Source organism: Sinorhizobium sp. CB7 (genome assembly GCF_041357635.1).
In the GTDB taxonomy this organism is placed as follows: Bacteria; Pseudomonadota; Alphaproteobacteria; order Rhizobiales; family Rhizobiaceae; genus Rhizobium.
Genome location: NZ_JAULLL010000007.1, coordinates 40138 through 65619, shown reverse-complemented (window position 1 = coordinate 65619; position 25482 = coordinate 40138). Strand labels below are relative to the sequence as shown.

The following is a 25482-nucleotide window of genomic DNA, read 5'->3' as shown; positions in this document are numbered from 1 at the left end:
CGCTCTATGCGAGGGCCGCGCCTCTTTTTTCAAAGTTCTCAGTGGACGACCAGCAGTCCGACCAGGCCGGCCACGCCAACGAAAATTCGCCACCAGGCAAAGGGGGCATAACCGCGGCGCGAGACGAAATTGAGCAGCCCCCGGACCACGAAAAGCGCCGAGACAAAGGCAGCGACAAAGCCGATGACGATCAGCATGCCGTCATCGAAGCTCAGCAACTGGCGGTTCTTGTAAAGATCGAGCGCAAAAGCGCCGACCATGGTCGGCATCGCGAGGAAGAACGAGAACTCCGCCGCTGACCGCTTGTCCGCGCCCATCAGCAGTGCACCGACAATGGTGGCACCGGAGCGTGAGGTTCCGGGTATCATCGCCAGGCACTGGAAGAAGCCGATCTTCAGCGCAAGAGAGGGCGGGAAATCCATGACGTCGTGATATTTCGGCTTGAACTTGATCCTGTCGACCGCGAGCAGGACAAAACCGCCCAGGATGAGAACGACACAGATCAGCATCGGCGTTTCGAAGAGAACCGACTTGATGAAGTCATGGGCAATCGCTCCGATGACGGCGGCCGGGAGGAAGCCGAGCAGCACGGAGAGGACAAACCAGCGGGCACGCGCGCTTGTCGGCAGCGCGAGCGCGATATGCAGCAGTTTCTGAAAATAGACAAGCAGGATCGCGAGGATCGCGCCGAGCTGAATGAGAACGGCAAAAGTGTTGCCTGGCGATTGAAAACCGAGAAAATGTCCGGCAAGCAGGACATGGGCCGTGGACGATACTGGAATGAATTCTGTCAGCCCTTCGATCAGGCCGAGTATGAGCGCACTGATTATGTCAGCCATGTTTTGTCCTTCGTCAGAGGGTACTGGCCCGATTTGCTTGTATTGAAGGGGCCAAGCTCCTATAGCTTCATCAAATGAGTCATGACTAGGGCGTCGCGCCCTTTGCCATGCAAAAGCAATCACAAAGTTCGAGTATCGATGCCGACGCTATATCATCACCCTATGTCTTCCGCATCACGCTTTGTCCGGCTGATCCTGACGGAGTATGGCTACCAGGCGGAACTGATCGAGGAGCAGACCTGGGAGAAGCGGCGTGATTTCCTGGCGCTCAATCCTGCCGGAACGCTCCCTGTCTATGTCGACGACAGCATGCGCGCGCTCTGCGGCGCAACCGTCATCTCCGAATATCTCGACGAGACCCATGGCGTCCTGAAGCGTGACCGACGGCTATTGGCCGAGGATCCGTTCCAGCGCGCCGAAATACGGCGGCTGGCGGAATGGTTCATGCAGAAGATGGAACAGGACGTCACAAGGCCGCTCGCCCGAGAGCGTGTCTACAAGCTGCAGATGACCGCCGATCAGGGCGGCGGGGCGCCGGACTCCAAGATCCTGCGAACTGCCCGCGCCAATATTCGTCAACACATGAAGTACGTCTCCTGGCTCGCGGGTTCACGACAGTGGCTGGCAGGAGACCGGTTGAGCTATGCCGATCTTGCGGCAGCCGCTTCGATCTCGGTGCTCGACTATCTCGGCGAGATCGACTGGTCGGAATCGCCGACCGCCAAGGAATGGTATCAAAGGCTGAAATCCCGCCCGTCCTTCCGGCCGCTGCTTGCCGAGCGGGTGCGCGGATTGACGCCGGTCTCGCATTACGCAGACCTGGATTTCTGACGAGGGGCGAATGCCCGAAAGAACTGCAGCAGAGACGAAGCGCCGCAACGATTTGACGGCCTTTTTGCGCAGCCAGGCGGAGGCGCTCGGCTTCGACATCTGCCGGATCACGCGGCCGGATTCGATCCCGCACGCGCGCGAACGCCTGGATACATTTCTTCAAGCCGGTCATCATGGCACCATGGCGTGGATGGAGGAGACCCGCGAACGACGCGGCGATCCGCGTGTTCTCTGGCCGGACGTGCGCTCCATCGCCGTCTTCGGAATGAATTATGGACCCGATCAGGATCCGCGCGACATCCTCGACAAACCGGACAAGGTCGCGATCTCCGTCTACGCCCGCAACCGGGATTATCATGATGTCATCAAGGGACGCCTGAAAGAGATCGCCACGCGCTTTGCCGCCCGCGCCGGAGAAGACGTAAAGGTCTTTGTCGATACGGCGCCGGTGATGGAAAAGCCCCTTGCGGCGGCGGCCGGCGTCGGCTGGCAGGGCAAGCATACCAATCTCGTCAGCCGCCAATATGGCTCCTGGCTCTTCCTCGGCTCGATGTTCACCAGTGCCGATCTTGTCGCGGACGAAGCGGAAATCGACCATTGCGGCTCCTGCCGCGCCTGCCTCGATGTCTGTCCGACGGCAGCCTTCCCGGCGCCTTATCAGATCGATGCGCGGCGCTGCATTTCCTATCTGACGATCGAGCACAAGGGACCAATCGACCCGGAATTTCGTCCTCTGATTGGCAACCGGATCTACGGATGCGACGACTGTCTTGCCGTCTGTCCCTGGAACAAGTTCGCAGCCAATGCTTCGGAAATGAAGCTCAAGACACGCGAGGATCTCAGGGAACCGGCGATCGCCTTCTTACTGACGCTTGACGATGCGAACTTTCGAGCCTTCTTCAGCGGCTCGCCGGTCAAGCGCATCGGCCGGGACCGTTTCATCCGCAATGTGCTGATTGCCGCAGGCAATTCCGGCGATCGCAAGCTCATCGCCCAATGTCGCGATCTTGTCCTCGATCCCTCGCCGATCGTGCGCGGCATGGCGATCTGGGCTTTGTCGCAATTGATGGATGCCAATGAATTCGCTGTCTTTGCGGCGCAAAGACCAGAAGAGGCGGAAGACGACGTGTTGAACGAATGGCGACTGGCGGGAGTGAACTGATGCATGTGATGATTTTCGGCTGCGGCTATTCCGGCAAGGCGATTGCCCGGAGCTTCGCAGGTCCCGGTGTTCGCATTTCCGGGACCACACGTTCAACTGACAATCTCGCGTCGCTGAAACGGCTTGGTATCGAGACCTTCGTCTTTGATGGCGTCGAAATGGAACCGTCGCTGCGGGAAGAGCTTAAGGGCGTCACGCATCTCGTCCAATCGATCGCGCCTGGCCAGGATGGCGATCCAGCCATCCGGCTGATCGGAAGCGATCTAAGAGGAGCGATGCCGAAGCTTAAATGGATCGGCTATCTTTCCACCGTCGGCGTCTATGGAGATCACAAAGGCGGCTGGGTGAACGAGGAAACGCCATGCAAGCCTGTCTCGGACCGCTCGGTTGAACGAATACGGGCGGAACAGGCCTGGATGGAACTTGGCGGCAAAAAGGGCGAAATCGCGGCGGCGGTGCTACGGCTAGCCGGGATTTACGGGCCGGGGCGCAATGCCTTCTGCAATCTCGAAAAGGGTACAGCCCGGCGGCTCATCAAGAAGGACCAGGTCTTCAACCGCATCCGCGTCGAGGATATCGGCGCGGCAACCGCGTTTCTCGCCGCCGGCAACCATGGCGGTATCTATAACATTACCGACGACGAGCCCTGCCCGCCACAGGACGTGGTTATTGAAGCCGCCCGACTGATGAGCGTCGAGCCGCCGCCGGAACAGCCTTTCGAAACGGCTGAGCTGACGCCGATGGCACGGTCCTTCTATGGTGAAAACAAACGCGTTTCCAACCGGCGCATTCGCGATCTCGGCTTTGTTTTCGCCTTTCCCGAATATCGAATGTCGCTTGCGCAGCTTTGGCATTCGGACACCTGGCGTGGTTGATGCTCTGCCCAGCTTCCTTTGAAGAGCTGGAAGAGAATTGCAGGTCTGGATAGATTTTCTGCAGATATATTCGCGTTTAAATTGATCGATTTGTCGGCTTTCTGAACGCCAGAAAGGGTAGGAATTTCCTTCCCAATGGGTGATTCTCGTGAAAATCATCCGCGCAAATTGGGTTAACAACCTCTAAATTTGCACAATTATGGCGTCAAATATGGCAAAGTAGGAAAAAATTTTTTTCAAATTTCGTGATATCGCGTCCAGTATCCGAATACCGGGAAAATCCTTTTTGTTTTTAACTGATTTTATTACCTTTTTTCCATATTTAAGTTTTTTCTCAAATATAATTTCGTATTTGTTGCGCTCACAATAATTACAAAGTGTAACAGTCCGTGATCTTCGGAGGCACTTTTTCGCCATTTTTCGACGGATTTAAGCGCCGCCGCCAATAACGGCGCGCTCATCACTTTCGAGGGGAAATCCGTTTTGAAGAAAATTTGTCGTTCTATTGCCACCGCTGCAACTATTGCTGCGTGCTCTTCGATGCTGCCTTCGGAAAGCTTCGCAGGAAATGGATGTGGAGGCGCCTCATGGTACGCGCTTAGTTCAAAAACTGCTTCCGGGGAACGCATGAATCCTTCCCATTACACGGCGGCACATCGCTCGCTGAAATTCGGAACGAAACTGAAGGTGACCAACAGCCGAAACGGAAGGACCGTCGTGGTCCGCGTCAACGATCGCGGTCCCTTTATCCGGGGAAGAGTCTTGGACCTGTCGCGGGCGGCGGCACAAAACATCGGCATGGTCGCCTCAGGGACAGCCAAGGTCTGCTACGAGGTCATAGGCTGACACCCGGTCGGTCCTGACGCTTGCTCTTGCCGTCAATCGCGGGTACCACGCGATCAAGACTGGTGAACTATCCGCTTAGCACCTTCCGTGCGGATCGTTCACAAGTCAGCGCGACCAGGAGAAGAGTAAATGCGTCTAGGCGGCCGGCTGCGGGGGGCCATCGAGGTACTTGCGGACATCAACACGCGCAAGCGCCCTGTGGCTGATGCCCTCAAGGACTGGGGCCTGGCTCACCGCTTTGCCGGCTCGGGCGACCGCGCCGCGATCGGCAACATCGTCTATGACGCGCTGCGCATGCGTCTCTCCCATGCGTGGCTGATGGATGACGACAGCGCCGTTGCGCTCGGCTATGCTGTCATGTTCCGCCAATGGGGTTTCACCCAGGAAACGCTGGCCGCAGAACTCGAGGGCGATCGCTTCGCACCCGACGTCCCGACGCAGGAGGCACTTTCCGGCTTTGCCAGCCGTTCAATCGAGACTGCGCCCCTTCATGTGCAGGCGGATATTACGGAATGGGTGCAGCCCTCCTTCGAAAGGGCGTTCGGGGACATGTGGCTTCGCGAGGCCAAGGCGCTTGCCGAGCGCCCAACGCTCGATCTGCGTGCCAACGTGCTGAAAGCATCGCGCGACAAGGCCCTGAAGGCGCTCGAACGCGCTGGCGCACAGGCTGCGCACATCGCCCGATACGGTCTGCGGGTCCCCGCGGGCGAAGGCGCGTCGCGTCTGCCGAATGTGACGGCCGAGCTTTCGTTTCAGAAAGGCTGGTTTGAAGTTCAGGACGAAGGCTCGCAGATTGTGGCTGATCTCGTCCTACCGCAGGAAGGCGATCAGGTGCTCGATTATTGTGCGGGGGGCGGCGGCAAGACGCTCGCCATGGCGGCTGCCATGAACAACAAGGGCCAGGTTCACGCCTATGATGCCGACCGCAAGCGGCTTGCGCCGATCATCGAACGGTTGAAACGCGCCGGAACGCGCAATGTCCAGGTTCATGACGACCGCAACGAGCTTGAGACCCTTTCGGGTCGTTGCGACCGCGTCCTGGTGGATGCGCCTTGCACCGGCACCGGAACCTGGCGCCGCCGGCCTGACACCAAATGGCGTCTGACGCCGAAGAATCTGGATGAACGCACATCGCAGCAGCAGGATGCGCTGCACCAGGCGAGCGACTTTGTCCGCCCCGGGGGCGAACTGATCTACGTGACCTGCTCCGTGCTCCCGGAGGAGAACGAAACTCAGGTCAACCGCTTCGCAGCGAACAATTCGGGCTTTGAGATCGTTGAGGCGTTGAGTGGCTGGAATGCGCTCTTCGGCGCGGCCGCTCCACGCCCGCATTCATCCGATGGCAAGACCATCACGCTGACGCCCGCCTCGACTGACACGGACGGCTTTTTCTTCTGTCGGATGCAGCGCAAAGCCTGAAATTTATTCAGCGCGCAGGGGATATTGCTGTTTCGGCGGAATGAGGTGATGCAGCACGGCAATCGCGATCAGCAGCAGCCCGCCGAGAAAGACCACAAGAAAAAGCATCGCCGTCGTGAAGTGCGAAGCGAAGGCGACGAGCGGAACGGCTCCGGCCGGCGGGTGCGTCACGCGCAGAGCCAGCATTCCTGCGATCGCCAGACCGACGGCGACAGCCGCAGCCCACCAAAGACCAGGGAAGAACATCACTGCGAGGCTGCCGATCAGAGCCGCAAGCAAATAGCCGCCGAGCACGTTGGCCGGCTGGGCAAGCGGGCTTTTCGGCTGACCGAAGATCAAGACCGCCGTCGCTCCGAACGGCGCAATCAGCAATGGTATGCCTGTCGCGATCGTCAGCGCGCCGACTGCAATCATGCCTGTCATGGCGCCCAGACCGGATTTCAGATGAGCGGCGAGTTCGCCCTTCGGCTCGTGCCGATGAATGAAGTGCTTCAAATGATTGAACATGCAGGAACAGGATCCGGAATCGGTCTGGGCAGGATTTGCCTATCTTTTGATCGCGACTTGATGAATTTTCAAGCAACCCAATTCCTTTTTCGCGCCAATCAGCGGGAATTTTGTGCCTTAAAATCATTCCAAACTAGAGTGTTTGACACCAGTTTGCTTTTGCGCGATGACAGCTAGCCCGTGTTTCGGACGGCCCCCGCCGTCACAGGAGAGGATCATGAAACAACAAAGGAATTTGCGCGCCGCGCTGGCGCTTTTGGCTGCCTCTGCAGTTCTGCCGGCTCTTCCGGCCGCTGCAGGAACCGACGCTGCGGCCGTCGTCAAGCACTATGCCGAAATCGCGCATGCCAAATATGAAGATTCGCTGACCACGGCCAAGGCGCTTGATTCCGCCATTGATGCCTTCCTCGCAGCACCGAGCGAGACGACGCTTCAGGCCGCCAAGGATGCCTGGACCAAGGCGCGTGTGCCCTACCAGCAGACGGAAGTCTATCGTTTCGGCAACCCGATCGTCGACGAATGGGAAGGCAAGGTCAACGCCTGGCCGCTTGACGAGGGTCTGATCGATTATGTCGACGCCTCCTACGGCACGGAGAGCGACGAGAACGCGCTCTATGTCGCCAACGTCATCGCCAATAAGACGATCAAGATCGACGGCCAGGATGTCGACGCTTCCAATCTGACGCCGGACTTCCTGGCGAGCACGCTGCATGAGGCGGGCGGGGTCGAGGCCAATGTGGCGACCGGCTATCACGCCATCGAATTCCTGCTCTGGGGCCAGGATCTGAACGGCACCGGACCGGGCGCCGGCAATCGCCCCGCGACCGATTACGATCTCAAGAACTGCACGCACGGCAATTGCGACCGCCGCGCCCAATATCTGAAATCGGCCTCGACGCTGCTCGTTTCCGATCTCCAGGAGATGACCGACGACTGGGCGCCGGAAGGCGAAGCCACGAAGCACGTCGAAGCCGACCCGAAAGCCGGCCTCGTCGCGATCCTGACCGGTATGGGCTCACTTTCCTATGGCGAGCTCGCCGGTGAACGCATGAAGCTCGGTCTGCTGCTGCACGATCCGGAAGAAGAGCATGACTGCTTCTCCGACAATACCTACAACTCGCATCTTAACGACGCGATCGGCATCGCGGCCGCCTATACCGGCGAATATACCCGCGTCGACGGAACCAAAATGACCGGTCCGTCGCTCCATGATCTGGTTGCCGCCAGGGACAAGGCGCTCGACCAGGAAATGGAAGGCAAGCTCGACAAAACGCTCGACGCCATGCACGCGATGGCCAAGCGCGGCGAGGCGGTGGAGAAATACGACCAGATGATCGCCGAGGGCAACACTGAGGGCAATGCCGTCGTGCAGGCCGCCATTGACGGCCTCATCGACCAGACCAAGTCGATCCAGCGCGTTATTGCCGCACTCGATCTCGGCAAGGTTGAGCTTGAAGGTTCCGACAGCCTGGATAATCCTAACGCTGTCTTCCAATGATAAAAGGCGGGCCGCTCCAAAGGTTGGGGCGGCCCGGACAATCATGTCGCGTACTCCGGCCCGTCGCCGCCTCCTTCTTCCGGCTATCGCCCTTTCCGGCTCGCTCTGCGGCATCCTCCTTCTCTACGGCGCAACTGCCGCTTTCGATCTCCCCGTCCGCACGGACCTTTCGGAAGATGATCTGAAAAGGGTCGCCGATGTCACTCGGCCGACCGAAGATTTTTCCAAGGCGGAGGCCTACGAGGCGATGCAAGGTGGGGCTGCCACCTCGATTGATCCGGTTCGCAAAGACGCCTTCTCGCATTTTTCCGCAAATCTGAGCTTCGACGAACGGGAGAATTTTCATCTCGGCAATGCGCTGTTCCGCAAGCTCTGGGTCTCCTCACCGTCGTCGACGCAGGCTTCCGACGGTCTCGGCCCCCTTTTCAACGCCCGCTCCTGTCAGAGCTGCCATATCAATGACGGCCGCGGCCATCCGCCGGAAGGTGGCGGCAGCACCATCTCGATGCTGCTGCGGCTCGCGCGACCGGCAAAGTCGCCTGAAGAAAAAAAGGCCGTAGAACGGGCGGAGGTTCTGAATTTTCCCGACCCGACCTATGGCGGGCAATTGCAGGATCTCGCCGTTCCCGGCCTTGCAGCCGAAGGCCGGATGGGCATTACCTATGAGGAGAAAAGGGTGACGCTCGGCGACGGCGAAACGGTATCTCTGCGCAAGCCGGTCTACCAAGCCAGCGATCTGGCCTACGGCCCGCTCGATCCGGCAACGACAATCTCGCCGCGGGTAGCACCCTCGATGCTCGGCCTTGGTCTGATCGAGGCCATCCCCGAGGCCGACATCCTTGCGCATGCGGATTCTGACGACAGGGATGGCGACGGCATATCCGGAAGAGCACAGATGGTGCGTGACCACCGCATGGGCAAGCTCGCACTCGGCCGTTTCGGCTGGAAAGCGCAGAATGCGACCGTGCGCGACCAGAGCGCCGATGCCTTTTCCAACGATATCGGCATCTCGACGCCCGACCGGCCCAGTTCGCACGGAGACTGCACCGCGGCCGAGGCGAAATGCCTTTCCATGCCGACAGGCGTCCAGAAACGCCTCGGTGACGTCGAGGCGCCAGACCCGGTTCTCGATCTCGTCACCTTCTATTCCGAAAATCTTGCCGTACCGGCCCGGGGCAAGGCGAGCTTTCCCAAGACCCTGAAAGGCAAGCAGCTCTTCTACCAGTCTGGTTGCACGTCTTGCCATGTGCCGAAATTCGTGACCCGCCGCGACACAGCCAACAAGGCGCAGGCTTTCCAGTTGATCTGGCCCTATTCGGACTTTCTGCTCCACGATATGGGCGAAGGCCTGGCAGACGGGCAACAGGTGGGACTTGCAAACGGAGATGAATGGCGCACGCCGCCGCTCTGGGGTATAGGACTAACCCGAACTGTCAGCGGACACACCTTTTTCCTTCATGACGGCCGGGCCAGAAATCTCACCGAAGCCATTCTCTGGCATGGCGGCGAAGCGGAAAAAAGCCGCAATGCGTTCTCTTCCTTATCCAGGGAGGATCGGCAAGCTTTGATAAATTTTCTGGAGTCCCTTTGATGCGCCACTGGCCAAGCCTGCTTTTCAGTATCGCCCTGATGGGGCTTGCTCTTTCGGCAGCGGCTCAGGATAGCAGCCAACAGTCTCCTGCCCAATCATCGCCAGCCGAGGCAGCGCCGACCCAGCCAGCTCAACCAGGATTGCCACCGTCAGGACTGAACGAGGAGGCGGTCCCGGCCGTGATCCAGAGGGCGATCGACGAGGTCATCCGGCCCGGATATCGCAACATGCAGCAATCGGCTGCCCGCCTGACGACGGCGATGAAGGATCTTTGCGACGGCGGCACCGAGCAGACGCTCGAAAGGGCCAAGACCGCCTTTGACGACACGATCCGCTACTGGTCGATCATCGAAATCGTGCAGACGGGACCTGTCATGGATGACAACCGCTTCGAGCACATCCTCTTTTATCCCGACCGCAAGGGCGTCGGTCTGAAGCAGGTTCAGGCACTGATCGCCAAGGCCGACGAGAAAGACACAACGATCGATGCCATCGCTGCAAAGAGCGTGGCGCTGCAGGGCCTGACGGCGCTCGAATATGTGCTCTACGGCAGCGGTTCCGAATCCCTCATCACCGAAAAGAACGGCTTCCGCTGCCGTTATGGCGCGGCCGTCGCCGGCAATATCCAGCGTGAGGCCGGCAAGATCGTCGCCGCCTGGGAGAAGCCGGACGGCGTGCAGGCGAGCTGGAAGCATCCCGGCCCCGACAGCGCCGACTTCATGGACAACCGCGAAGCCGTGACCGCACTTCTCGGCATTCTGGTCCACGGCGCCGAAAATGTTCGCGACCAGCGGCTCGAAACCTTTTACAAGGGCGGCGATACGACGCCACGGCCGAGAATGGCGATCTACTGGCGCTCGCGGAATACCTGGAAATCCATGGCGGCCAATCTGGAAGGACTGAAGACCTTCTGGGAGAAGGCGGGCATGGCCGATCTGCTGCCACCGGACAAGCGCGCCGTTGTTGCGGAGATCGACGCCAGCTTCAAGGCGCTGCTTGAAGCCGTGCCGAAGCTCAATCCTGATATCGAGGTCGCCGTCAGCGACGCCGAGCGCGCGAAGCTTGACACGCTGCTTGCCACCAGCCGCAACCTGATCACCGAGCTCAACGACCAGTATGGCGCTGCAATCGGGCTTTCGGCCGGCTTCTCCTTCTCCGATGGGGACTGAGGATGTGGCGTAGCGCGACCATGGACCGGCGCGGCTTCGTCAAGGCGGCGGGCCTGACCTTTCTGGCGGCACTGCAGCCGAAGGCATTGCTGGCGCTTGAACGTGCCGACGCCGTCTATGCTTCCGGTCTACGCGCGAAGGATGGCTCCTACGCGGTCGCAACGGTCACCGAGCGCGGCGAGATCGTCGACCAGGTCGCCCTACCCAACCGCGCGCACGGCCTGGCGTTCAGCCGGGCGACCGGCAAAACCGTCGCCTTCGCCAGACGTCCCGGTACTTACGCCATGATCTTCGATCCGTGGAACCGCGCCGAGCCGATCGTCATCACCTCGCCGGAAGGCCGTCACTTCTACGGGCACGGCGCCTTTTCGCCTGATGGCAAGCTGCTTTATGCCAGCGAGAACGATTTCGACAATAATCGCGGCATGATCGGCATCTATGATGCGACCGATCGCTTTACCCGTATCGGCGAATACGAGACTTTTGGCGTCGGGCCGCACGACATGACCGTCTCGGACGACGGCCGCACGCTCGTCATCGCCAATGGCGGCATCGAGACACATCCGGACTTCGGCCGCACCAAGCTCAACCTCGGCCACATGCTGCCGTCATTGACGCTCGTCGATGCGGCGACCGGAGCATTGATCGAAAAGCACGAACTGCCACCGCAGTTGGCGCAGGTCTCCACCCGTCACGTCGATATCGACGCCACCGGCCGGATATGGTTCGCCTGCCAGTACGAGGGGCACCGCAACGACCTGCCACCGCTTGTCGGCTATTTCGGCAAGGGCGAGGATCTGGCCTTCGTTTCGCTTCCCGAGGAAACGACGCGCAGGCTGGCCAATTATGTCGGCGCAATTGCGGTGAACCGGGACCAGGGTCTGGTCGGAGTCACCTCGCCCAAGGGTGGGATGGCCGTAACGCTGGATGCAAAGACTGGCGCCGTTGTCAGCGAGGAAAGCGTTACGGACGCGGCCGGCATTGCGCCTGCATCACGCGGTTTTGCCATTTCCTCCTATGACGGAGATTTTGGCGATATCCGCAGCGATGTTGCCTGGGATCAGCATATCGTGCGCATTTCAGAACCCACGCGCTAGCCCATTCGGCGACTGTTTCGTTGGAAACCGATTTTCCCGTCGGTGCGCTTGTCGAACCGGGCAAGCCATGCCACTTTCCGGCACCTAGAGCATACTTTGCGCGTTCGCTCGAACGTGCGGCGCTTTAGAAGAGGTGGCGCATGAACGATGACGACAATAGCGATTTCCGCGAGCGAATCCGGCAGATCTTCGCCCGGCAGGCAGCGTTGCATACGATCGGCGCCGAACTGACACGCATTGAACGCGGCACCGTGGAGATCGAGCTTCCTTTCGACCTGAAGCTGACACAGCAGCACGGCATGCTGCACGCGGGCGTCATCTCGGCAGCGCTCGATTCCGCCTGCGGATTCGCCGCCTACAGTGTCATCGACCCGAAAGCCTCGATCCTGACGATCGAGTTCAAGGTCAATCTCATGTCGCCAGGGCGCGGTGAGCGCTTCCTCTTTCGCGGGGAAATCACCAAACCAGGCTCCAATATCATCGTCGCCGACGGCCGGGGCTATGCCGTCAGCGACGGTCCAGCCAAGCTGATTGCTTCCATGACCAGCACCATGATGGTCGTCCGGGGGAGAGAAGGAATTACGGGATGAAGTTTGAACTGAAATCGATTGCGGGAAAATCCATCCTGTTCGTGATGGCGGCGGAAGCGGAATACGGGCCATTCCTGCGCTCGCGCATCGAGCCGCTGATGACCGGTGTCGGGCCCGTCGAAGCCGCAATCGCGATGACACGTGCGCTGAGCAGGCTGGAGGAGCAAGGTGACCTGCCGGACCTTGTCGTCTCCCTCGGTTCAGCCGGTTCCTCGAAGCTGGAGCAGACGGAAGTCTATCAGGTCACCTCGGTTTGCTACCGCGACATGGATGCTTCGCCGCTCGGCTTCGAGAGGGGCCGCACACCATTCCTCGATCTCCCTGCCGTCGTCGATCTGCCGCTGCGTATTCCCGGCATTCCGGAGGCAAGCCTTTCCACCGGCGGAAATGTGATCTCGGGTGCCGCGTATCAGAACGTCGCCGCCGACATGGTCGACATGGAAACCTTTGCGGTGCTGCGCGCCTGCCAGATCTATAACCTGCCGCTGATCGGGCTACGCGGAATCTCCGACGGGGTCGAGGAGCTGCAGCATATTTCCGGCTGGACCGAATACCTCCATATCGTCGACCGAAAGCTCTCCTATGGCGTCGACAGCCTGTTTACCGCGCTCGAGGACGGCGTTTTCTGGTTTTAGACGGACAATCGGGACAATATTTCCCTGGGTCCAGGCGTTTGCCCGATTGCAAGCCGGAACGCTTTTCTTTAAAGGCTCGACATGACCCAGACAGCACATCCCGACACAGTTCTAATCGTCGATTTCGGCAGCCAGGTGACGCAGCTCATCGCACGGCGCGTGCGCGAAGCGGGCGTCTACTGCGAGATCGTTCCTTTCCAATCCGCAGAAGCAGCTTTCAAGCGCCTGCAGCCGAAGGCCGTGATCCTCTCCGGAGGCCCGGCCTCGACCGTGGACGAAGGCTCCCCGCGGGCGCCGCAGATCATCTTCGACAGCGGCCTGCCGGTCTTCGGAATATGCTACGGCCAACAGACGATGTGCATGCAGCTCGGTGGCAAGGTCGAGAGCGGCCATCATCGCGAATTCGGCCGCGCCTTCCTCGATATCGAAACGGACTGCGCCCTCTTCGAGGGCCTCTGGTCTTCCGGCTCGCGCCATCAGGTCTGGATGAGCCACGGCGACCGCGTCACGGCACTGCCCGAGGGCTTCGAGGTCGTCGCCACCTCCTCCAACGCGCCTTTCGCCTTCATCGCCGATGAAGGCCGGAAATATTACGGCGTGCAGTTCCATCCGGAGGTCGTGCACACTCCCGACGGCGCCAAGCTGATCGCGAACTTCATTCACAATATCGCCGGCATCAAGGGCGACTGGACGATGTCGGCCTACCGTGCCAAGGCGGTCGAGGCGATCCGCGAACAGGTCGGCGACAAGCGCGTCATCTGCGCTCTTTCCGGCGGCGTCGATTCTTCCGTTGCCGCGCTTCTAATCCACGAGGCAGTCGGCGACCAGCTCACCTGCATCCTCGTCGACCACGGCCTGATGCGCAAGGACGAGGCCGCAAGCGTCGTCGCCATGTTCCGCGAGCACTACAACCTGCATCTCCTGCATGTCGACGCCTCCGACCGCTTCATCGGCGAACTCGAAGGCGTCAGCGACCCGGAGACAAAGCGCAAGATCATCGGCCGGCTCTTCATCGAGACTTTTGAGGAAGAGGCGAAGAAGCTCGGCGGCGCCGAATTCCTCGGCCAGGGCACGCTCTATCCGGATGTTATCGAATCGGTCTCCTTTACCGGCGGCCCGTCCGTCACCATCAAGTCGCACCACAATGTCGGCGGCCTGCCCGAGCGGATGAACATGCAGCTCGTCGAGCCGTTGCGCGAACTCTTCAAGGACGAGGTGCGCGCGCTCGGCAAGGAACTCGGCCTCCCCGACAGCTTCATCGGCCGCCACCCCTTCCCTGGCCCCGGTCTTGCGATCCGCTGCCCCGGCGGTATCACACGCGAAAAGCTCAGCATCCTACGCGAAGCCGACGCGATCTATCTCGACGAGATCCGCAAAGCCGGCCTCTACGACGCCATCTGGCAGGCCTTCGCCGTGCTGCTGCCGGTCCAGACGGTTGGTGTCATGGGCGACGGCCGCACCTACGAATATGTCTGCGCGTTGCGCGCCGTCACCTCGGTCGACGGCATGACGGCGGACTTCTATCACTACGACATGGAATTCCTCGGCCGCGCGGCAACGCGCATCATCAACGAGGTCCGCGGGATCAATCGGGTGGTCTACGATGTGACGTCCAAGCCGCCGGGCACGATTGAGTGGGAGTGAGGGTACAAACACGGGAATAGCGTAGTTTCGGCGGGCCGCTTGACCTTTGATCGAGACTGCATGGCATTTGCTCTAGTTGGGTTCGCGCTCCTTTGAAAAGCTGTTGATGTAAAGCGCCATCGGCATGGCATAGCGTTGTGGCGTGGAACAGCGTGCAAATCGGCGGATGTCTAGACCTGGCGTTCCTGGAAGTGCCCGATCGCTAATCGGGCCCGTCCAAGGAATGACGAACGGAGTGACGGCCTTACTTCACCGTGATGCTCATACCGCTGAGATCGGCGTTGATTTGCAGGCCTACCTGCCTGCCCGAGAGTTCGAGTTGGGCGCCCTTGTCATTGGTCATGACGATCACCTGAGCCCCTCTGCCGAGCGCGCCGCCACCGCCCACTGCACCGTACACACCCGTCACATCTCGGGCGCGGCGTATGTGGCGCACGGTACCTTGGAAATAGGTCTTGGAGGCACCGAAGGCGAGGCCGCCTGAGATGCCGCCGACCGTGATCGGATATCGGCGACCATGGAAGGTCAGCGTGCCCTCGCCTCCGGCGCCACCGACGAAGAAGGCCGCCTTGTAGATGGCGAAACGGATCGTACCGCTGTCGGCATGCGCCGCGCTGGCAAAGCTAACTCCTGCTGCGGCGATGACGGCAATCGCGACTGAACGAAATCTGGACGAAATCTTCATGATGAGAGCCTCCTCAAGAGCGCCGCTTACCCAGCCGGCCGGGCACGTCAGCGCCGCATCAATGTTATAGCTGAACAGTCTCGCACGTCATTAGTTCCGAGGCACGAGGACTGAATCCCGCTGCGGGCAGACCGCCACCAAACGAGGCGGTTGGCGAACATGTCTCGGCTGCGAGAAAAGTGGCTGAATAGTGGGAATCTGCCTACGCCAGCCGCAACTGAAAACAGTTGTGAAACAGTTAGGTGGATCAGTCACGCGGGTCGAGGTCAGACCCACGTGGTACGACTGCCGCCGTTCGCCGCGTCTTCCTTTTTCGTAGATGGTGCTGTCGGCAAACGGCACAATGAGTCGGAGTTCGTGCCACCTGTTGGTTCGGAGCAAACCGTCAGCACGGTCGCGGGACCTGAGTATCCCCGGTCTTTGACATCGTCATCTCGATAGGCGCCATCCGAATCCGCACGCGGTTCGTCTTATTGGTCATGCCTGTCCTCCCACCGCCGGGACTTTTGCAGCCTCATGCGAACCGGGCCGTGGGCCAGCAGGACGTAATCGAGAATAATGGACCTGGCAGATATCGGCGGCTTGTCCTTTATGGAAGCGGATGCCGCTTGTGCCAGGGCGTCGCTTGTTGATACTCCACCGCCGCGCGGATGAGCGTCGCCTCGTCGCGGCCGGCAAGCTGAATACCGATTGGCATATCACGCTCACTGAAGCCGCCCGGCAGCGTCACGGTTGGATGACCGGTAAGATCGAAAGGCGCCGTGTATCGCTGCAATTTCAGAATGAGATCCGGCTGGGCGCCGAGCGTGCTGATATCGGCAATTGTGAGCGGTGCGAACGGTTGTACCGGCACAAGGAGCGCGTCGATGCTCCGGAACAGGTGCGCGAAGCGCCCGCGCAGGTCCATGCGCCGCAGTCGGATGGCCTGGTAGTCGAGCGCGGAAATCGAGCTCCCCGCGTCGAGCACTGACGCGAGCACTGCGCCATATTCGTCCTTGCGAGCCGGATATGTGTCGCGATGCGCGAAGGCGGCCTCGAGCGCACAGGCCGGCGCCCAGTCAGCGACCGCTTGCGTGACATCGGGCACGCTCACCGGGACGATTTCCGCGCCGAGTTGGCGAAACACCTTCTCGACTTCTACGAGGACATTCCGTACCTCTGAAACGACGTCCGCGGTGTTCCATCGCGCGTCGACGCCGAGGTGCATGTCGTGGATGCTTCCCTTGGCTGCCCGGACATATTCGGGCGGCGGGTCGGCGAGCGTTGTGGGGTCCTCGCCATCCGGGCCTGCGATGGCCGTGAGAATCGCGGCGGCGTCGGCGACGCTGCGGGCGATCGGTCCGACATGATCGAGGCTCGCCGCGAGTTCCAGGACGCCGAAGCGGCTGACGCGCCCCCAGGCCGGTTTGATTCCCGACAGGCCCGTGGCGCCGCACGGCCAGCGAATTGATCCGCCCGTATCTGAGGCTAGCGCGCCGTAACAAAGCCCGGCCGCAGTGGCAACGGCCGCCCCACTCGAAGAGATGCCAGTCCAGTATGCAGGATTCCAAGGGTTCTTCGGCGGCGTGATCGCTGGATGATGATCGGAATACGCTCCTTCGGTCATTTGCAGCTTGCCGAGCACAACTGCTCCCGCGCGCTTCAGGCGCGCGACGACGGTGGCGTCCTCCGCCGGCACGAAGTCGCGACGGATCGTGGTACCCCCGGCGGTGGGTACGCCCTTTGTCCAAAACAGATCCTTGATTCCGAGCGGCACGCCGTGGAGCGGTCCGCGATAGCGGCCGGAGGCGATTTCGGCGTCCGCTGCCTGCGCGGCGACCAGCGCCTGCTCCGGCATGGTGCGCGTATAGCTCGCCAACTGGCCGTCTAGTCGGTCTATTCGTTCGAGCTGCGCGCGCGTTACCTCAACTGAGGTCAGTTCGCGCCGCCGCAGTAGATCCGCAAGCTCATTCAGTTGCAGATAGTGTAGATTCATCGGTCTCTTCACCTGATCTGGCCTGCAAGCACCTTCGCGACGAAGCGCGCAGACGCCTGTCCGACCTCGTCCGGCGAGTCCTCCTGCAAAAAGTGCGAACCGTGCACCGTGACCACCTGCTGGTTCGGCCAGGCACGGCAGAATTCCCTTTGCGCGCCGATGAGGAACCCTGCGGGCTCGGCGTCGATGAACAGTTTCGGGACGGGGCTCATCGACAGCCAGCGTGAATAGGACTCGACGATCTCGACGACATCCGCGGGCTCGCCGCCAATGGGCAGATCGCGCGTCCAGGCAAGCATCGGCATGCGAGAGGGGCCTGGATTGCGATAATGACGCCGGTACACTTCCAGAATCTCGGGGGCGATGTTCCGCAACGGCAGCAGGTACTCGATGAAGAGATTCTTCTCCAGGATCAGTTCCTCGCCTTTCGGCGAGCGCTGCGCTTGAAAGAAGGCGCGCGTTGCGTCGGGCCATTCGTCCCAGGAGAGGAACGGTCGCACGATCGCCTCCATGTAGACGATGGCCTTGACGCGCTCGGGATGGCGCCGCGCCCAGGAAAAGCCGAGCGCCGAACCCCAATCGTGAACGACGAGAATGACGGTCCGGTGGAGCCTGAGTGTCTCGAACCAGGCGTCGAGATACCGTTGGTGATCGATGAAGCGGTAGCGACCGTCTGGTGCCGCGCCTGAATTGCCCATCCCCACATAGTCCGGCGCCAGGCAGCGCCCGAACGGCAGCAGATGGGGAATTATGTTCCGCCAGAGATAGGACGGCGTGGGGTTCCCGTGCAGGAACACGATGGGATCGCCCACGCCAACATCGACATAAGCCATCGTCGTGCCCAGTACGGGCAGGTATTTTCGATAGGAAATGTCCTCCGTGGAGATAGGGGTCATCGAAAGGCTCCTTTCGAGGCAAATCGTCGACACCTGTATAACGCTTTTGCTGGTGTTATGTTCCCGTCAACCAGCAAAAGTGTTATGCTGGTGTCAATGAGGCTTTCGAAGAAATACGGCGTACCCCCCGAGCTGGCGCTGCTCTACGATTTCGTGAACACGCTCGACGAGCGCCGCTACGTCGAAAATGGGGTCCCGCACGCCGGAGGAGACGAGATCGAGACGCCGCGCATGCTGGAGTCGTGGATGCGTGAGTGTGGCTTGTTGCATCGGGGAAAGCATGTCGATGCCGGTGACCATCGGGCCGCGCTCGAACTGCGGGAGGCCCTGCGGGAATTTCTTTCGAATCCGCCGGAGCATAGGCCTCAAGCGATCGAGACGGCTCGCAAACTCAGCGCTGCGAGTCGGAAGTTCCCGCTCATGCTGATGGTATCCGACAAGGGGGCGGTCGAACTCGCCCCCGTTCCTGGCTCAAGTGCGCTAGGTAGTGTGTTGGGGCAAATGATCGGTCTGGCAAAGACGGAACGGCTGCTGCGGCTGAAGACCTGCGCCTCAGAGGAGTGCCACTGGATTTTCTTTGATCGCTCCAAGCCGGCGAACCGGCATTGGTGTTCATCCTCCCGCTGTGGCAATCGACAGAAGACCCGGGCATATCGGACAAGGCACCGACAAGCGTCCTGAATGGGCGTCCTGAATGGGCGTATCGCGGCCGCGCCAGGAAAGCCGACGCATGGTGAAGAACGGGACTATGAGATCGCCGCGATGACGAGCCGTGTGTGCTCTCCCCTTTTCAGTATGCTCATGCGGACATATTCTGTTCTAATCGGCAACAGCAACGCCGTCAGAACGGAGTGTCACGTGAAGATCTTGTTCATTTCGAGCATGGCCATCGTCGCGTCCGATCCAGCCGAGAGCCGCAAGCTCTTTGTGGACGCTTTGGGGTTGCCACTCAAGCGCCACAAGGGCGACGACTACTATTTCAGTGAAAGCATTGGCGGCAGCAAGCATTTCGGTGTGTGGCCGCTTTCACAGGCTGCCGAAGCATGCTTCGGAACCCGCGACTGGCCGGCGGATCGGCCGATACCACAAGCCTCTATCGAGTTCGAAGTCGAAGACTTGGACAGCGTCGCTGCCGCCGCGCAGGAGCTTCAGGAAAAAGGGTGTGCAATGCTCCATGGCGCGCGCACCGAGCCCTGGGGTCAGACCGTTGCCCGACTCCTAACGATGGAGGGAGCGATCGTCGGCATCTCGTATGCGCCTTGGATGCATGAGGCTTAGCTTTGCTTCCAAGGCGGAGACCCGCAAGGGAAAGAGCGCGTTCCGCGCCCTGAGCGAGATCGTGGCGCCGCCGACGCATGTCGTCCAGGAGTCGGTTCTTGACTAGCTTAGCTAAGCTAGGTGACGCGGTAGATGCGGTACTCAATCCGGTCTTTTCGAGTAAGACGGCCCTCGGCCACAAACAGATGCTGGTTAAGCCATGCGTATTTCAGTGCGCCGGCATCAAAGTGCATCGCCATCCGCATATAGTGATCCTCGAAGCGGGTGGCCTCACCCGCCTCGGCGGCCTTGGTGAATGCGTCATTCATCTGCACGAGGCCGATGTAGTGCAGCAGAATAACGGCGTCATCTTCCGTGATGAATTGAACGCGGACATCGGGCCGGCCAAAACCATCCGCTCCCGGCCGGAACCAGTCGCCGCCCGGCATCGCGATGCGCGCCTTAATACGCGGACCTTCAAGCGTGCCCTCGCTCATCTCCCAGTAGAGGCGCTCACCAACGGGCGAGCCTTGCGTCGCCGGCATGGGACCGCGCACGCGCAGACGATAGGTCATCTCGAACTCAAGGCCAGCCATCGGATCGGACTTCGTTCTTTTCGGCAATATGAATTAACGGCGGCGGAAGGCGCGGGTTCCTTGCGCCGGCGCCGGATCCTGCTCCGCCAGCCAGGCCTGTGCGCGAGCGGTCATTACCTCCTTGGAAAGTGCCGCGACAATCAGCGAGGTGTCGAGATAGGGTATCAGAAGCGATCATCGTCACGCATGGAGCGCACCAGATCGGCCGCATGCTAGGCCTGCGGTGTCATGGTGGTCGTCAGGGCCCGGAGCCTGGCAAAATCGATCCGCTTGCGGGGTCTGGCCACGGCGGTGAGCCGCGCAACAGGTTTGCCGCGCCGGGTGATGTTGATGGAATCCCCGGCTTCCACCCGATCGACGAGTTCGCTCAGATGTGCCTTGGCGTCAGCCAGATTGATGGCGTCCATTTCACGCTCCTGACCATGTGGATGGTCATATAGCCAGGGCAACGGATAGTTCCAGTGCAGAGGTCACCATGCATTCTGACCCGACATTAACCGGAACGGCGCGTCCAGAACTTCGGCGCCGCCGCGGTGGATGACACTTTTATCAATTTCGATAGTATTGCGACGTCAGCAGTAGCGGCTGCAGTTGAAGTGGATGCAGGAGGCTTGAACGGCAGCCGATGGAAAAGCTTCTCATATCGACCAGTGCATTCGCCGCAGGGGATCAGACCGAAGCGTTTCGTGAAACCTTCGGACGATCGATTCTGCGGATCGATATCGAGCCTTTGCACGGCCAGGTGCTTGAATCGGAAATGTTGCTTCAACGGCTGCCCGGCGTTGGAGTAGCCTCGGGTTTCGCCTCACCTGTCCATTGTCGCCACGCCGGTAACCTGATCGACAACGACGATCTGGTCCTCTCTTTCACGCTCGGCGGTTACAGCGTGCTCAATCAGCATGGACGCAAAACGGAGGTTGGCGACGGCGATGTCGTTTTGACTGCAAATGGCGAGCCTGCCACATTCCTGCATCCGACATGGATCCGCGTGCTCAATCTGCGGCTGAGCCGCGAACGCCTCGCTCCAAGGCTCCGCGACATCGGCGCCATTTTCCACGCGCCGCTTCTTCGCGACGGACCGGCTTTACGATTGCTGAAGGGCTATACACGTATTCTTCAGTCGAATGATTTACTTACAACTCCTGCTCTCGGAGATGCCGTGGCAACGCATCTCTACGACCTTGCCGCTCTCGCACTCGGCGCCACGCAGGATGCCGCAGCTGTTGCCAAAGGCCGAGGAGTCCGCGCCGCACGTCTCCATGCAATCAAGAACGACATTCTCGAGCGACTGACGAGCAGCGACCTTTCGATAGACATGATCGCGCGCCTGCATAAGATTTCGTCAAGCTATATTCGACAACTCTTCGCGGATGAACATACGACATTTGCGGATTTCGTGCTCGAGCAGCGGTTGGCACTTGCCCATCGTATACTGACCGGTCCGCGCATTTCCCCTCGCCCGATCAGTCAGGTCGCCCTCGATTGCGGCTTTGGCGACCTCACCTATTTCAATCAGACCTTTCGGCGCCGCTACGGAAGAACGCCTGAGGATATTCGCGCAGAAGCGCTTGGCATTTAATACAGCTTCAATGCGGGCTTGCTGTCGGACGTACGACAATCTCGCTGACATCGACATCCTGCGGCTGGCCGATCGCATAAGCGATGGACGCGGCGACCGCATCAGGGCTGATCGTGATCGAGCGCCATGACTTCATGAGGTCGCGCGCAGCCGGATCGCTGATCGTATCGGCCAGTTCCGACGTCGTCGTCCCGGGCGAGATGACCGTTACGCGGACGCGGTCGGTCTCCTGCCGCAGGCCGTCCGAGATCGCCCGCACGGCAAACTTGGTTGCGCAATAGACGGCGGCAGTCGGCGAAACGGCATGGCCTCCGATCGAGGAGATGTTGATGATCTGCCCCGAGCCCTGCTCCTGCATGATGGGAAGCGCTGCAGCGATGCCGTAGAGCACACCCTTGATATTGACGTCGACCATCCGGTCCCATTCCGCGACCTTGAGCGCTTCCAGCGGGGACAGCGGCATGACACCGGCATTGTTGACGATCACGTCAAACCGGCCGAATTCGGCAAGCGCATAATCCGCGAATGCCGCAACATCATCCTGCCGTGTCACGTCGAGCTTGCGAAACCGGACTTTTCCGCCGGTTGCCTCGATCTCGCCCGCAAGACGCTCCAGCCGGTCGGTGCGGCGAGCGCCGATCACGACCCGGGCACCGGCAGCTGCCAGCATTTTCGCGGTGGCTTCACCGATGCCACTGCTTGCACCCGTGATAGCCACGACTTTTCCTTCAATGCCAATCATTCTTCGATCCTTTTCAATTTTTCGGTTTGCGGAGGTGTCGCCTCCGGGTCCTGTCGATCTGATTCAGGCTACGCGCGTTTCCGGAAAGTCGGCGCTCAGGGTCGTGTCCGCCCAGGCGTCGAAATTCGCGCGCAAGGCCTCGAGCCGTTCCCGGGCGATCTTCAAGGCAGGCGCCCCCAGCAGCAGCCGCAGCGGCGGCTCGTCCGCTTCGGCCGCCTCTATGATCGCAAGAGCAGCACGTGCGGGGTCTCCCGGCTGATTGCCCGAAACTGCACGGGTCTGTGCGCGTCGCTTGCCGGCCGTTTCGGCATAATCGGCAATCAGAAGCGGCGACTCGACCATAGAACGGCCCGCCCAATCCGTCCGGAAGGCACCCGGTTCCACGATCGTCACGTGGATGCCGAGCGGCTTGACTTCGTGGGAAAGCGATTCCGACAAGGCTTCGACCGCAAACTTCGTGGCGTGGTAGTAGCCGGTGGCGGCGAAAGCCACGAGCCCGCCCAGGGACGAGATGTTGACGACGTGGCCGCTCCGGCGGATCCGCATGCCGGGAAGCACGCGCTTTGTCACTGCGATCAGGCCGAACACATTAGTTTCGAACTGCGCGCGAATGGCTTCTTCTTCCCCTTCTTCGATCGCCGCGAGATAGCCATAACCGGCATTGTTGACGAGAACGTCGATCCGGCCGAAGCGCTCTTCGGCCTCAGTAATCGCGCGATCGATCGAGGCGCTGTCCGTTACATCGAGATGCAAAGCGAGGGCACGGTCGCCATGATTTGCGACAAGACCCGACAAATCCTCAGGCCTGCGCGCCGTTACCACCGCGCGCCAACCGTTTGCAAGCACTGCCTCGGCAAGTGATCTGCCAAGGCCGGAGGAGGCGCCGGTAATTAGCCATACAGGTGTTTGCTCCGTCATCATAATCCTTTCGCCGGCGCTATCCGCTCCGGCCTCCTTGTTCTCTGATGGGTGGAAGTGGCCGACCTGAACCGGTCAGCGATGTCATCTGCGGCGAAAGATCATGCCGCCGTGGTGCAGGGTATCGCGGTCGACGAAGTCGCCGTCCGCCGTAAAGCCTGTGTCGTCCCAGTATTCGATGTGGTTGCCCCGGATTTCGTACCGGCCCTGATAAGCGCTTTTCCGATTGCCGCGCGCTTCGTCGTAGCGTCCGTTGGGAAAAAGCTCGTGCTGGATGTGACCGTCCTCGGTCACCCACATGCCGACATAGGGATGTTCTGCCATTCGCTGTTCGCTTTCGATCATTTGAGGGACCTCGATAATTTCGTTGTTGCGGTCCTGGCCAAGTGCGCCACCTTCCGCAAATCCCAGGAAGGCAACACAGGCGATGGCGAGGCCGGGGGCTCGATGCGAGGTAGGTTGCTTCATGTCTTGCCTTCCATTTCTTCCGTGGGATCGGCAAGGTGAGAGTAGGCGGTACAACGTGGCAGATCGAGTTGCCAATACCGGATGCATTGGTTAGATATATTAATCAATGACCGACGCTCTTGAGGGTATTTCCGTGTTTCTTGCCGTCGCGGAAGCGCGCAGCTTTCGCATTGCCGGCGAACGGCTGGGCGTCACACGCTCCGCCGTCAGCCAAGGCTTGCAAAGGCTGGAAGATCGGCTCGGCGTCGCGCTCGTCCAACGAACGACACGCAGCGTCCATCTCACCGAAGCGGGTGAGCAATTATACGAGAGCGTGCGTCCCGCGCTCAGCGATGTCCAAACGGCGCTTCAGACAGTTCGCGAGCTTCGAACACGCCCGAGCGGCCTGCTTCGTCTCACTGTATCCTCCATTGCCGAAAGCTTTCTGTCCGGTCCCACCCTCGCGGGCTTTCTAGCGGCATATCCCGACATCAGGCTCGACCTTACGATCACCGACGAAGAGTTCGACATCGTGCGCGAAGGCTTCGACGCCGGGGTAAGGCTCGGTGAGGTGATCGAGCAGGACATGATTGCGGTCCCAGTTTCCTCCGAGCAGCGGCAATTTCCCGTTGCCGCAAAAGCCTATCTCACCCGGGATGGTGCTCCGTCGCATCCGAGCGAGCTTACCTCGCATTCCTGTATCGGCTGGCGACCTCGACCCGATGCGGCACCCTATCGGTGGGAGTTCACGGAGAACGGACGCGACTTCGACGTTTCCGTCGAGCCAAGGGTAACGACCAATGATATGGCGACCATGATCCGTCTGGCCTGCGCGGGCGCCGGCATCACCTTCGGCATGGAGGAAACGTTTCGGCCGTCTTGCGCGCGGCGAACTGGTGCCCCTGCTGGAGGCATTCTGCCCACCCTTCCCGGGCTTCTATCTCTACTATCCGAGACGGCAGCATCAGCCATCGAAGCTGCGGGCGCTGGTTGATTATCTGCGGCAATGGAACCGCGAGCACAGCAGGTGATTGATGGCTGCAGTGCTGTTGTCCGCTTAGAGCGGTTCAACTCACGCGTAGAGCCGCCCTAAGCTCTTGTTTTAAAACAATGATTGCTGTGCGGCCTCAGACGGTCCAAGATGAACGCCTTCCAATTCCAGCATGCGGAGCTTTGCAGACGAACCGCCCGGTGCTGAAAACCCGCCAATCTTGCGGCCGGCGGCCAGGACACGGTGGCACGGGATGATCAACGCCACCGGATTCTTCGCCATAGCTTGGCCGACGTCACGCGCGGCTTCCGGTCCGGCTCCGAGTTCCTTTGCCAGGGCGCCATAGGTTGTCGTGTGGCCCCATCCCACTCGCCGCGCTGCATCGTAGATCTGCCTGAAGAACGCATCCTGCCCCTCGAGGTCGAGCCTGACGCCGGAAAAGTCCGTCTCCTCGCCCGCGAAATAGCGCTTTACTGCAGCAACTGCTTTGGCCACCTCCGGCGTGGGCGCGCCGGGTCTACCGCCGGGCAGACGACGCAAAAGGAGCCGCTCGGTCGCTTCGGCACTCTTCGTCGGCAATTGGAAACGCGTGATGCCGGCGCTGCTCCAGGCGATACCGCAGAAACCGCCCGCGGTTTCGAAGATGAGATAATGGTGCATTGTCTGAGCCATGACCTAGCCTCCATATTTGCA

General features: G+C 60.5%; 27 protein-coding genes and 2 pseudogenes. 16 read left to right on the top strand and 13 right to left on the bottom strand.

What is annotated here, in order from left to right:
- Positions 1–38: 38 nt before the first annotated feature.
- Positions 39–839 carry an undecaprenyl-diphosphate phosphatase gene (locus tag AAE029_RS14580; RefSeq protein ID WP_371073578.1) on the bottom strand — a complete coding sequence of 267 codons (801 nt, stop codon included), beginning with the start codon at positions 837–839 and terminating at the stop codon, positions 39–41.
- A gap of 138 nt (positions 840–977) precedes the next feature.
- On the opposite strand from AAE029_RS14580, the gene AAE029_RS14575 reads away from it, so the two are divergent.
- Genes AAE029_RS14575 through AAE029_RS14565 form a run of 3 tightly spaced genes read left to right on the top strand, consistent with a single transcriptional unit; the run spans position 978 to position 3707 of the window.
- Entirely contained in the window at positions 978–1670 is a 693-nt protein-coding gene (locus AAE029_RS14575) for a glutathione S-transferase family protein (protein ID WP_371073577.1), read from the top strand.
- 10 nt (positions 1671–1680) lie between these two features.
- Complete coding sequence (gene queG / locus AAE029_RS14570) at positions 1681–2832, top strand: tRNA epoxyqueuosine(34) reductase QueG (RefSeq protein WP_371073576.1); 1152 nt, start codon at positions 1681–1683, stop codon at positions 2830–2832.
- Positions 2832–3707, top strand: coding sequence for an SDR family oxidoreductase (locus tag AAE029_RS14565; RefSeq protein WP_371073575.1), 876 nt, complete (start codon positions 2832–2834; stop codon positions 3705–3707). The genes queG and AAE029_RS14565 overlap by 1 nt, the downstream gene beginning before the upstream one ends.
- A 305-nt stretch (positions 3708–4012) precedes the next feature.
- On the opposite strand, the gene AAE029_RS14560 is transcribed toward AAE029_RS14565, so the two are convergent.
- Positions 4013–4336, bottom strand: a complete 324-nt coding sequence (locus AAE029_RS14560) for a hypothetical protein (RefSeq protein WP_371073849.1) — start codon at positions 4334–4336, stop codon at positions 4013–4015.
- Here AAE029_RS14560 and AAE029_RS14555 point away from each other — a divergent pair.
- Together AAE029_RS14555 and AAE029_RS14550 are read left to right on the top strand one after the other, a co-directional pair.
- Positions 4248–4553, top strand: a complete 306-nt coding sequence (locus AAE029_RS14555; RefSeq protein WP_371073574.1) for a septal ring lytic transglycosylase RlpA family protein — start codon at positions 4248–4250, stop codon at positions 4551–4553. The two genes, AAE029_RS14560 and AAE029_RS14555, sit on opposite strands and share 89 nt — an antisense overlap.
- A gap of 129 nt (positions 4554–4682) precedes the next feature.
- Positions 4683–5972: an RsmB/NOP family class I SAM-dependent RNA methyltransferase gene (locus AAE029_RS14550; protein WP_371073573.1), complete on the top strand. Its 1290-nt coding sequence runs from the start codon at positions 4683–4685 to the stop codon at positions 5970–5972.
- 3 nt (positions 5973–5975) lie between these two features.
- Here AAE029_RS14550 and AAE029_RS14545 read toward each other — a convergent pair whose 3' ends face one another.
- Positions 5976–6479: an HPP family protein gene (locus AAE029_RS14545; protein WP_371073572.1), complete on the bottom strand. Its 504-nt coding sequence runs from the start codon at positions 6477–6479 to the stop codon at positions 5976–5978.
- Positions 6480–6696: 217 nt separating this feature from the next.
- On the opposite strand from AAE029_RS14545, the gene AAE029_RS14540 reads away from it, so the two are divergent.
- The 7 genes from AAE029_RS14540 (at position 6697) to guaA (ending at position 14703) form a co-directional block, all read left to right on the top strand.
- On the top strand, positions 6697–7977 hold the full coding sequence (locus AAE029_RS14540; RefSeq protein WP_371073571.1) for an imelysin family protein: 1281 nt from the start codon (positions 6697–6699) through the stop codon (positions 7975–7977).
- Between the two features lie 43 nt (positions 7978–8020).
- Positions 8021–9568 (top strand): di-heme oxidoredictase family protein, encoded by a 1548-nt coding sequence (locus tag AAE029_RS14535; RefSeq protein WP_371073570.1) that lies wholly within the window; start codon positions 8021–8023, stop codon positions 9566–9568.
- Positions 9568–10737 (top strand): imelysin family protein, encoded by a 1170-nt coding sequence (locus AAE029_RS14530; RefSeq protein ID WP_371073569.1) that lies wholly within the window; start codon positions 9568–9570, stop codon positions 10735–10737. The genes AAE029_RS14535 and AAE029_RS14530 overlap by 1 nt, the downstream gene beginning before the upstream one ends.
- A 2-nt stretch (positions 10738–10739) precedes the next feature.
- A complete protein-coding gene (locus AAE029_RS14525; protein ID WP_371073568.1) occupies positions 10740–11834 on the top strand; it encodes a DUF1513 domain-containing protein in 1095 nt (364 codons plus the stop codon).
- Positions 11835–11974: 140 nt separating this feature from the next.
- On the top strand, positions 11975–12424 hold the full coding sequence (locus AAE029_RS14520; protein WP_371073567.1) for a PaaI family thioesterase: 450 nt from the start codon (positions 11975–11977) through the stop codon (positions 12422–12424).
- Entirely contained in the window at positions 12421–13059 is a 639-nt protein-coding gene (locus AAE029_RS14515; RefSeq protein WP_371073566.1) for a 5'-methylthioadenosine/S-adenosylhomocysteine nucleosidase, read from the top strand. Before AAE029_RS14520 ends, AAE029_RS14515 begins: the two co-directional genes overlap by 4 nt.
- An 81-nt stretch (positions 13060–13140) precedes the next feature.
- A complete protein-coding gene (gene guaA / locus AAE029_RS14510; protein ID WP_371073565.1) occupies positions 13141–14703 on the top strand; it encodes a glutamine-hydrolyzing GMP synthase in 1563 nt (520 codons plus the stop codon).
- A gap of 244 nt (positions 14704–14947) precedes the next feature.
- On the opposite strand, the gene AAE029_RS14505 is transcribed toward guaA, so the two are convergent.
- From AAE029_RS14505 to AAE029_RS14495, 3 genes are all read right to left on the bottom strand, one after another.
- Positions 14948–15388, bottom strand: a complete 441-nt coding sequence (locus tag AAE029_RS14505; protein ID WP_371073564.1) for a hypothetical protein — start codon at positions 15386–15388, stop codon at positions 14948–14950.
- Positions 15389–15977: 589 nt separating this feature from the next.
- Positions 15978–17363 carry an amidase gene (locus AAE029_RS14500; protein ID WP_371073563.1) on the bottom strand — a complete coding sequence of 462 codons (1386 nt, stop codon included), beginning with the start codon at positions 17361–17363 and terminating at the stop codon, positions 15978–15980.
- Positions 17364–17371: 8 nt separating this feature from the next.
- Positions 17372–18259: a haloalkane dehalogenase gene (locus AAE029_RS14495; RefSeq protein ID WP_371073562.1), complete on the bottom strand. Its 888-nt coding sequence runs from the start codon at positions 18257–18259 to the stop codon at positions 17372–17374.
- A gap of 84 nt (positions 18260–18343) precedes the next feature.
- On the opposite strand from AAE029_RS14495, the gene AAE029_RS14490 reads away from it, so the two are divergent.
- Together AAE029_RS14490 and AAE029_RS14485 are read left to right on the top strand one after the other, a co-directional pair.
- Positions 18344–18940, top strand: a complete 597-nt coding sequence (locus AAE029_RS14490; protein WP_371073561.1) for a CGNR zinc finger domain-containing protein — start codon at positions 18344–18346, stop codon at positions 18938–18940.
- Between the two features lie 177 nt (positions 18941–19117).
- Positions 19118–19537, top strand: a complete 420-nt coding sequence (locus AAE029_RS14485) for a VOC family protein (protein WP_371073560.1) — start codon at positions 19118–19120, stop codon at positions 19535–19537.
- Positions 19538–19653: 116 nt separating this feature from the next.
- Here AAE029_RS14485 and AAE029_RS14480 read toward each other — a convergent pair whose 3' ends face one another.
- The 3 genes and pseudogenes from AAE029_RS14480 to AAE029_RS14470 all read right to left on the bottom strand — a co-directional run bounded on the left by AAE029_RS14480 (position 19654) and on the right by AAE029_RS14470 (position 20519).
- Positions 19654–20091: a DUF3237 domain-containing protein gene (locus AAE029_RS14480; protein ID WP_371073559.1), complete on the bottom strand. Its 438-nt coding sequence runs from the start codon at positions 20089–20091 to the stop codon at positions 19654–19656.
- A 90-nt stretch (positions 20092–20181) separates the two neighbouring features.
- Positions 20182–20277, bottom strand: a pseudogene (locus tag AAE029_RS14475) (VapC toxin family PIN domain ribonuclease); the annotation flags it as partial.
- A 47-nt stretch (positions 20278–20324) separates the two neighbouring features.
- Complete coding sequence (locus AAE029_RS14470; RefSeq protein ID WP_371073558.1) at positions 20325–20519, bottom strand: type II toxin-antitoxin system Phd/YefM family antitoxin; 195 nt, start codon at positions 20517–20519, stop codon at positions 20325–20327.
- Positions 20520–20737: 218 nt separating this feature from the next.
- Between AAE029_RS14470 and AAE029_RS14465 the strand changes: the two genes are divergently transcribed.
- The gene (locus tag AAE029_RS14465) at positions 20738–21691 is read left to right on the top strand and encodes an AraC family transcriptional regulator (protein WP_371073557.1); all 954 of its coding nucleotides are present in this window, start codon (positions 20738–20740) and stop codon (positions 21689–21691) included.
- 7 nt (positions 21692–21698) lie between these two features.
- On the opposite strand, the gene AAE029_RS14460 is transcribed toward AAE029_RS14465, so the two are convergent.
- The 3 genes from AAE029_RS14460 to AAE029_RS14450 form a co-directional block, all read right to left on the bottom strand.
- Entirely contained in the window at positions 21699–22433 is a 735-nt protein-coding gene (locus AAE029_RS14460; RefSeq protein WP_371073556.1) for an SDR family oxidoreductase, read from the bottom strand.
- Between the two features lie 63 nt (positions 22434–22496).
- The gene (locus AAE029_RS14455; RefSeq protein WP_371073833.1) at positions 22497–23351 is read right to left on the bottom strand and encodes an oxidoreductase; all 855 of its coding nucleotides are present in this window, start codon (positions 23349–23351) and stop codon (positions 22497–22499) included.
- An 84-nt stretch (positions 23352–23435) separates the two neighbouring features.
- On the bottom strand, positions 23436–23819 hold the full coding sequence (locus AAE029_RS14450) for an Atu4866 domain-containing protein (protein ID WP_371073555.1): 384 nt from the start codon (positions 23817–23819) through the stop codon (positions 23436–23438).
- Positions 23820–23925: 106 nt separating this feature from the next.
- On the opposite strand from AAE029_RS14450, the pseudogene AAE029_RS14445 reads away from it, so the two are divergent.
- Positions 23926–24829, top strand: a pseudogene (locus AAE029_RS14445) (LysR family transcriptional regulator).
- A 71-nt stretch (positions 24830–24900) separates the two neighbouring features.
- On the opposite strand, the gene AAE029_RS14440 reads toward AAE029_RS14445, so the two are convergent.
- Positions 24901–25461 carry a methylated-DNA--[protein]-cysteine S-methyltransferase gene (locus AAE029_RS14440; RefSeq protein ID WP_371073554.1) on the bottom strand — a complete coding sequence of 187 codons (561 nt, stop codon included), beginning with the start codon at positions 25459–25461 and terminating at the stop codon, positions 24901–24903.
- Between the last annotated feature and the right edge of the window lie 21 nt (positions 25462–25482).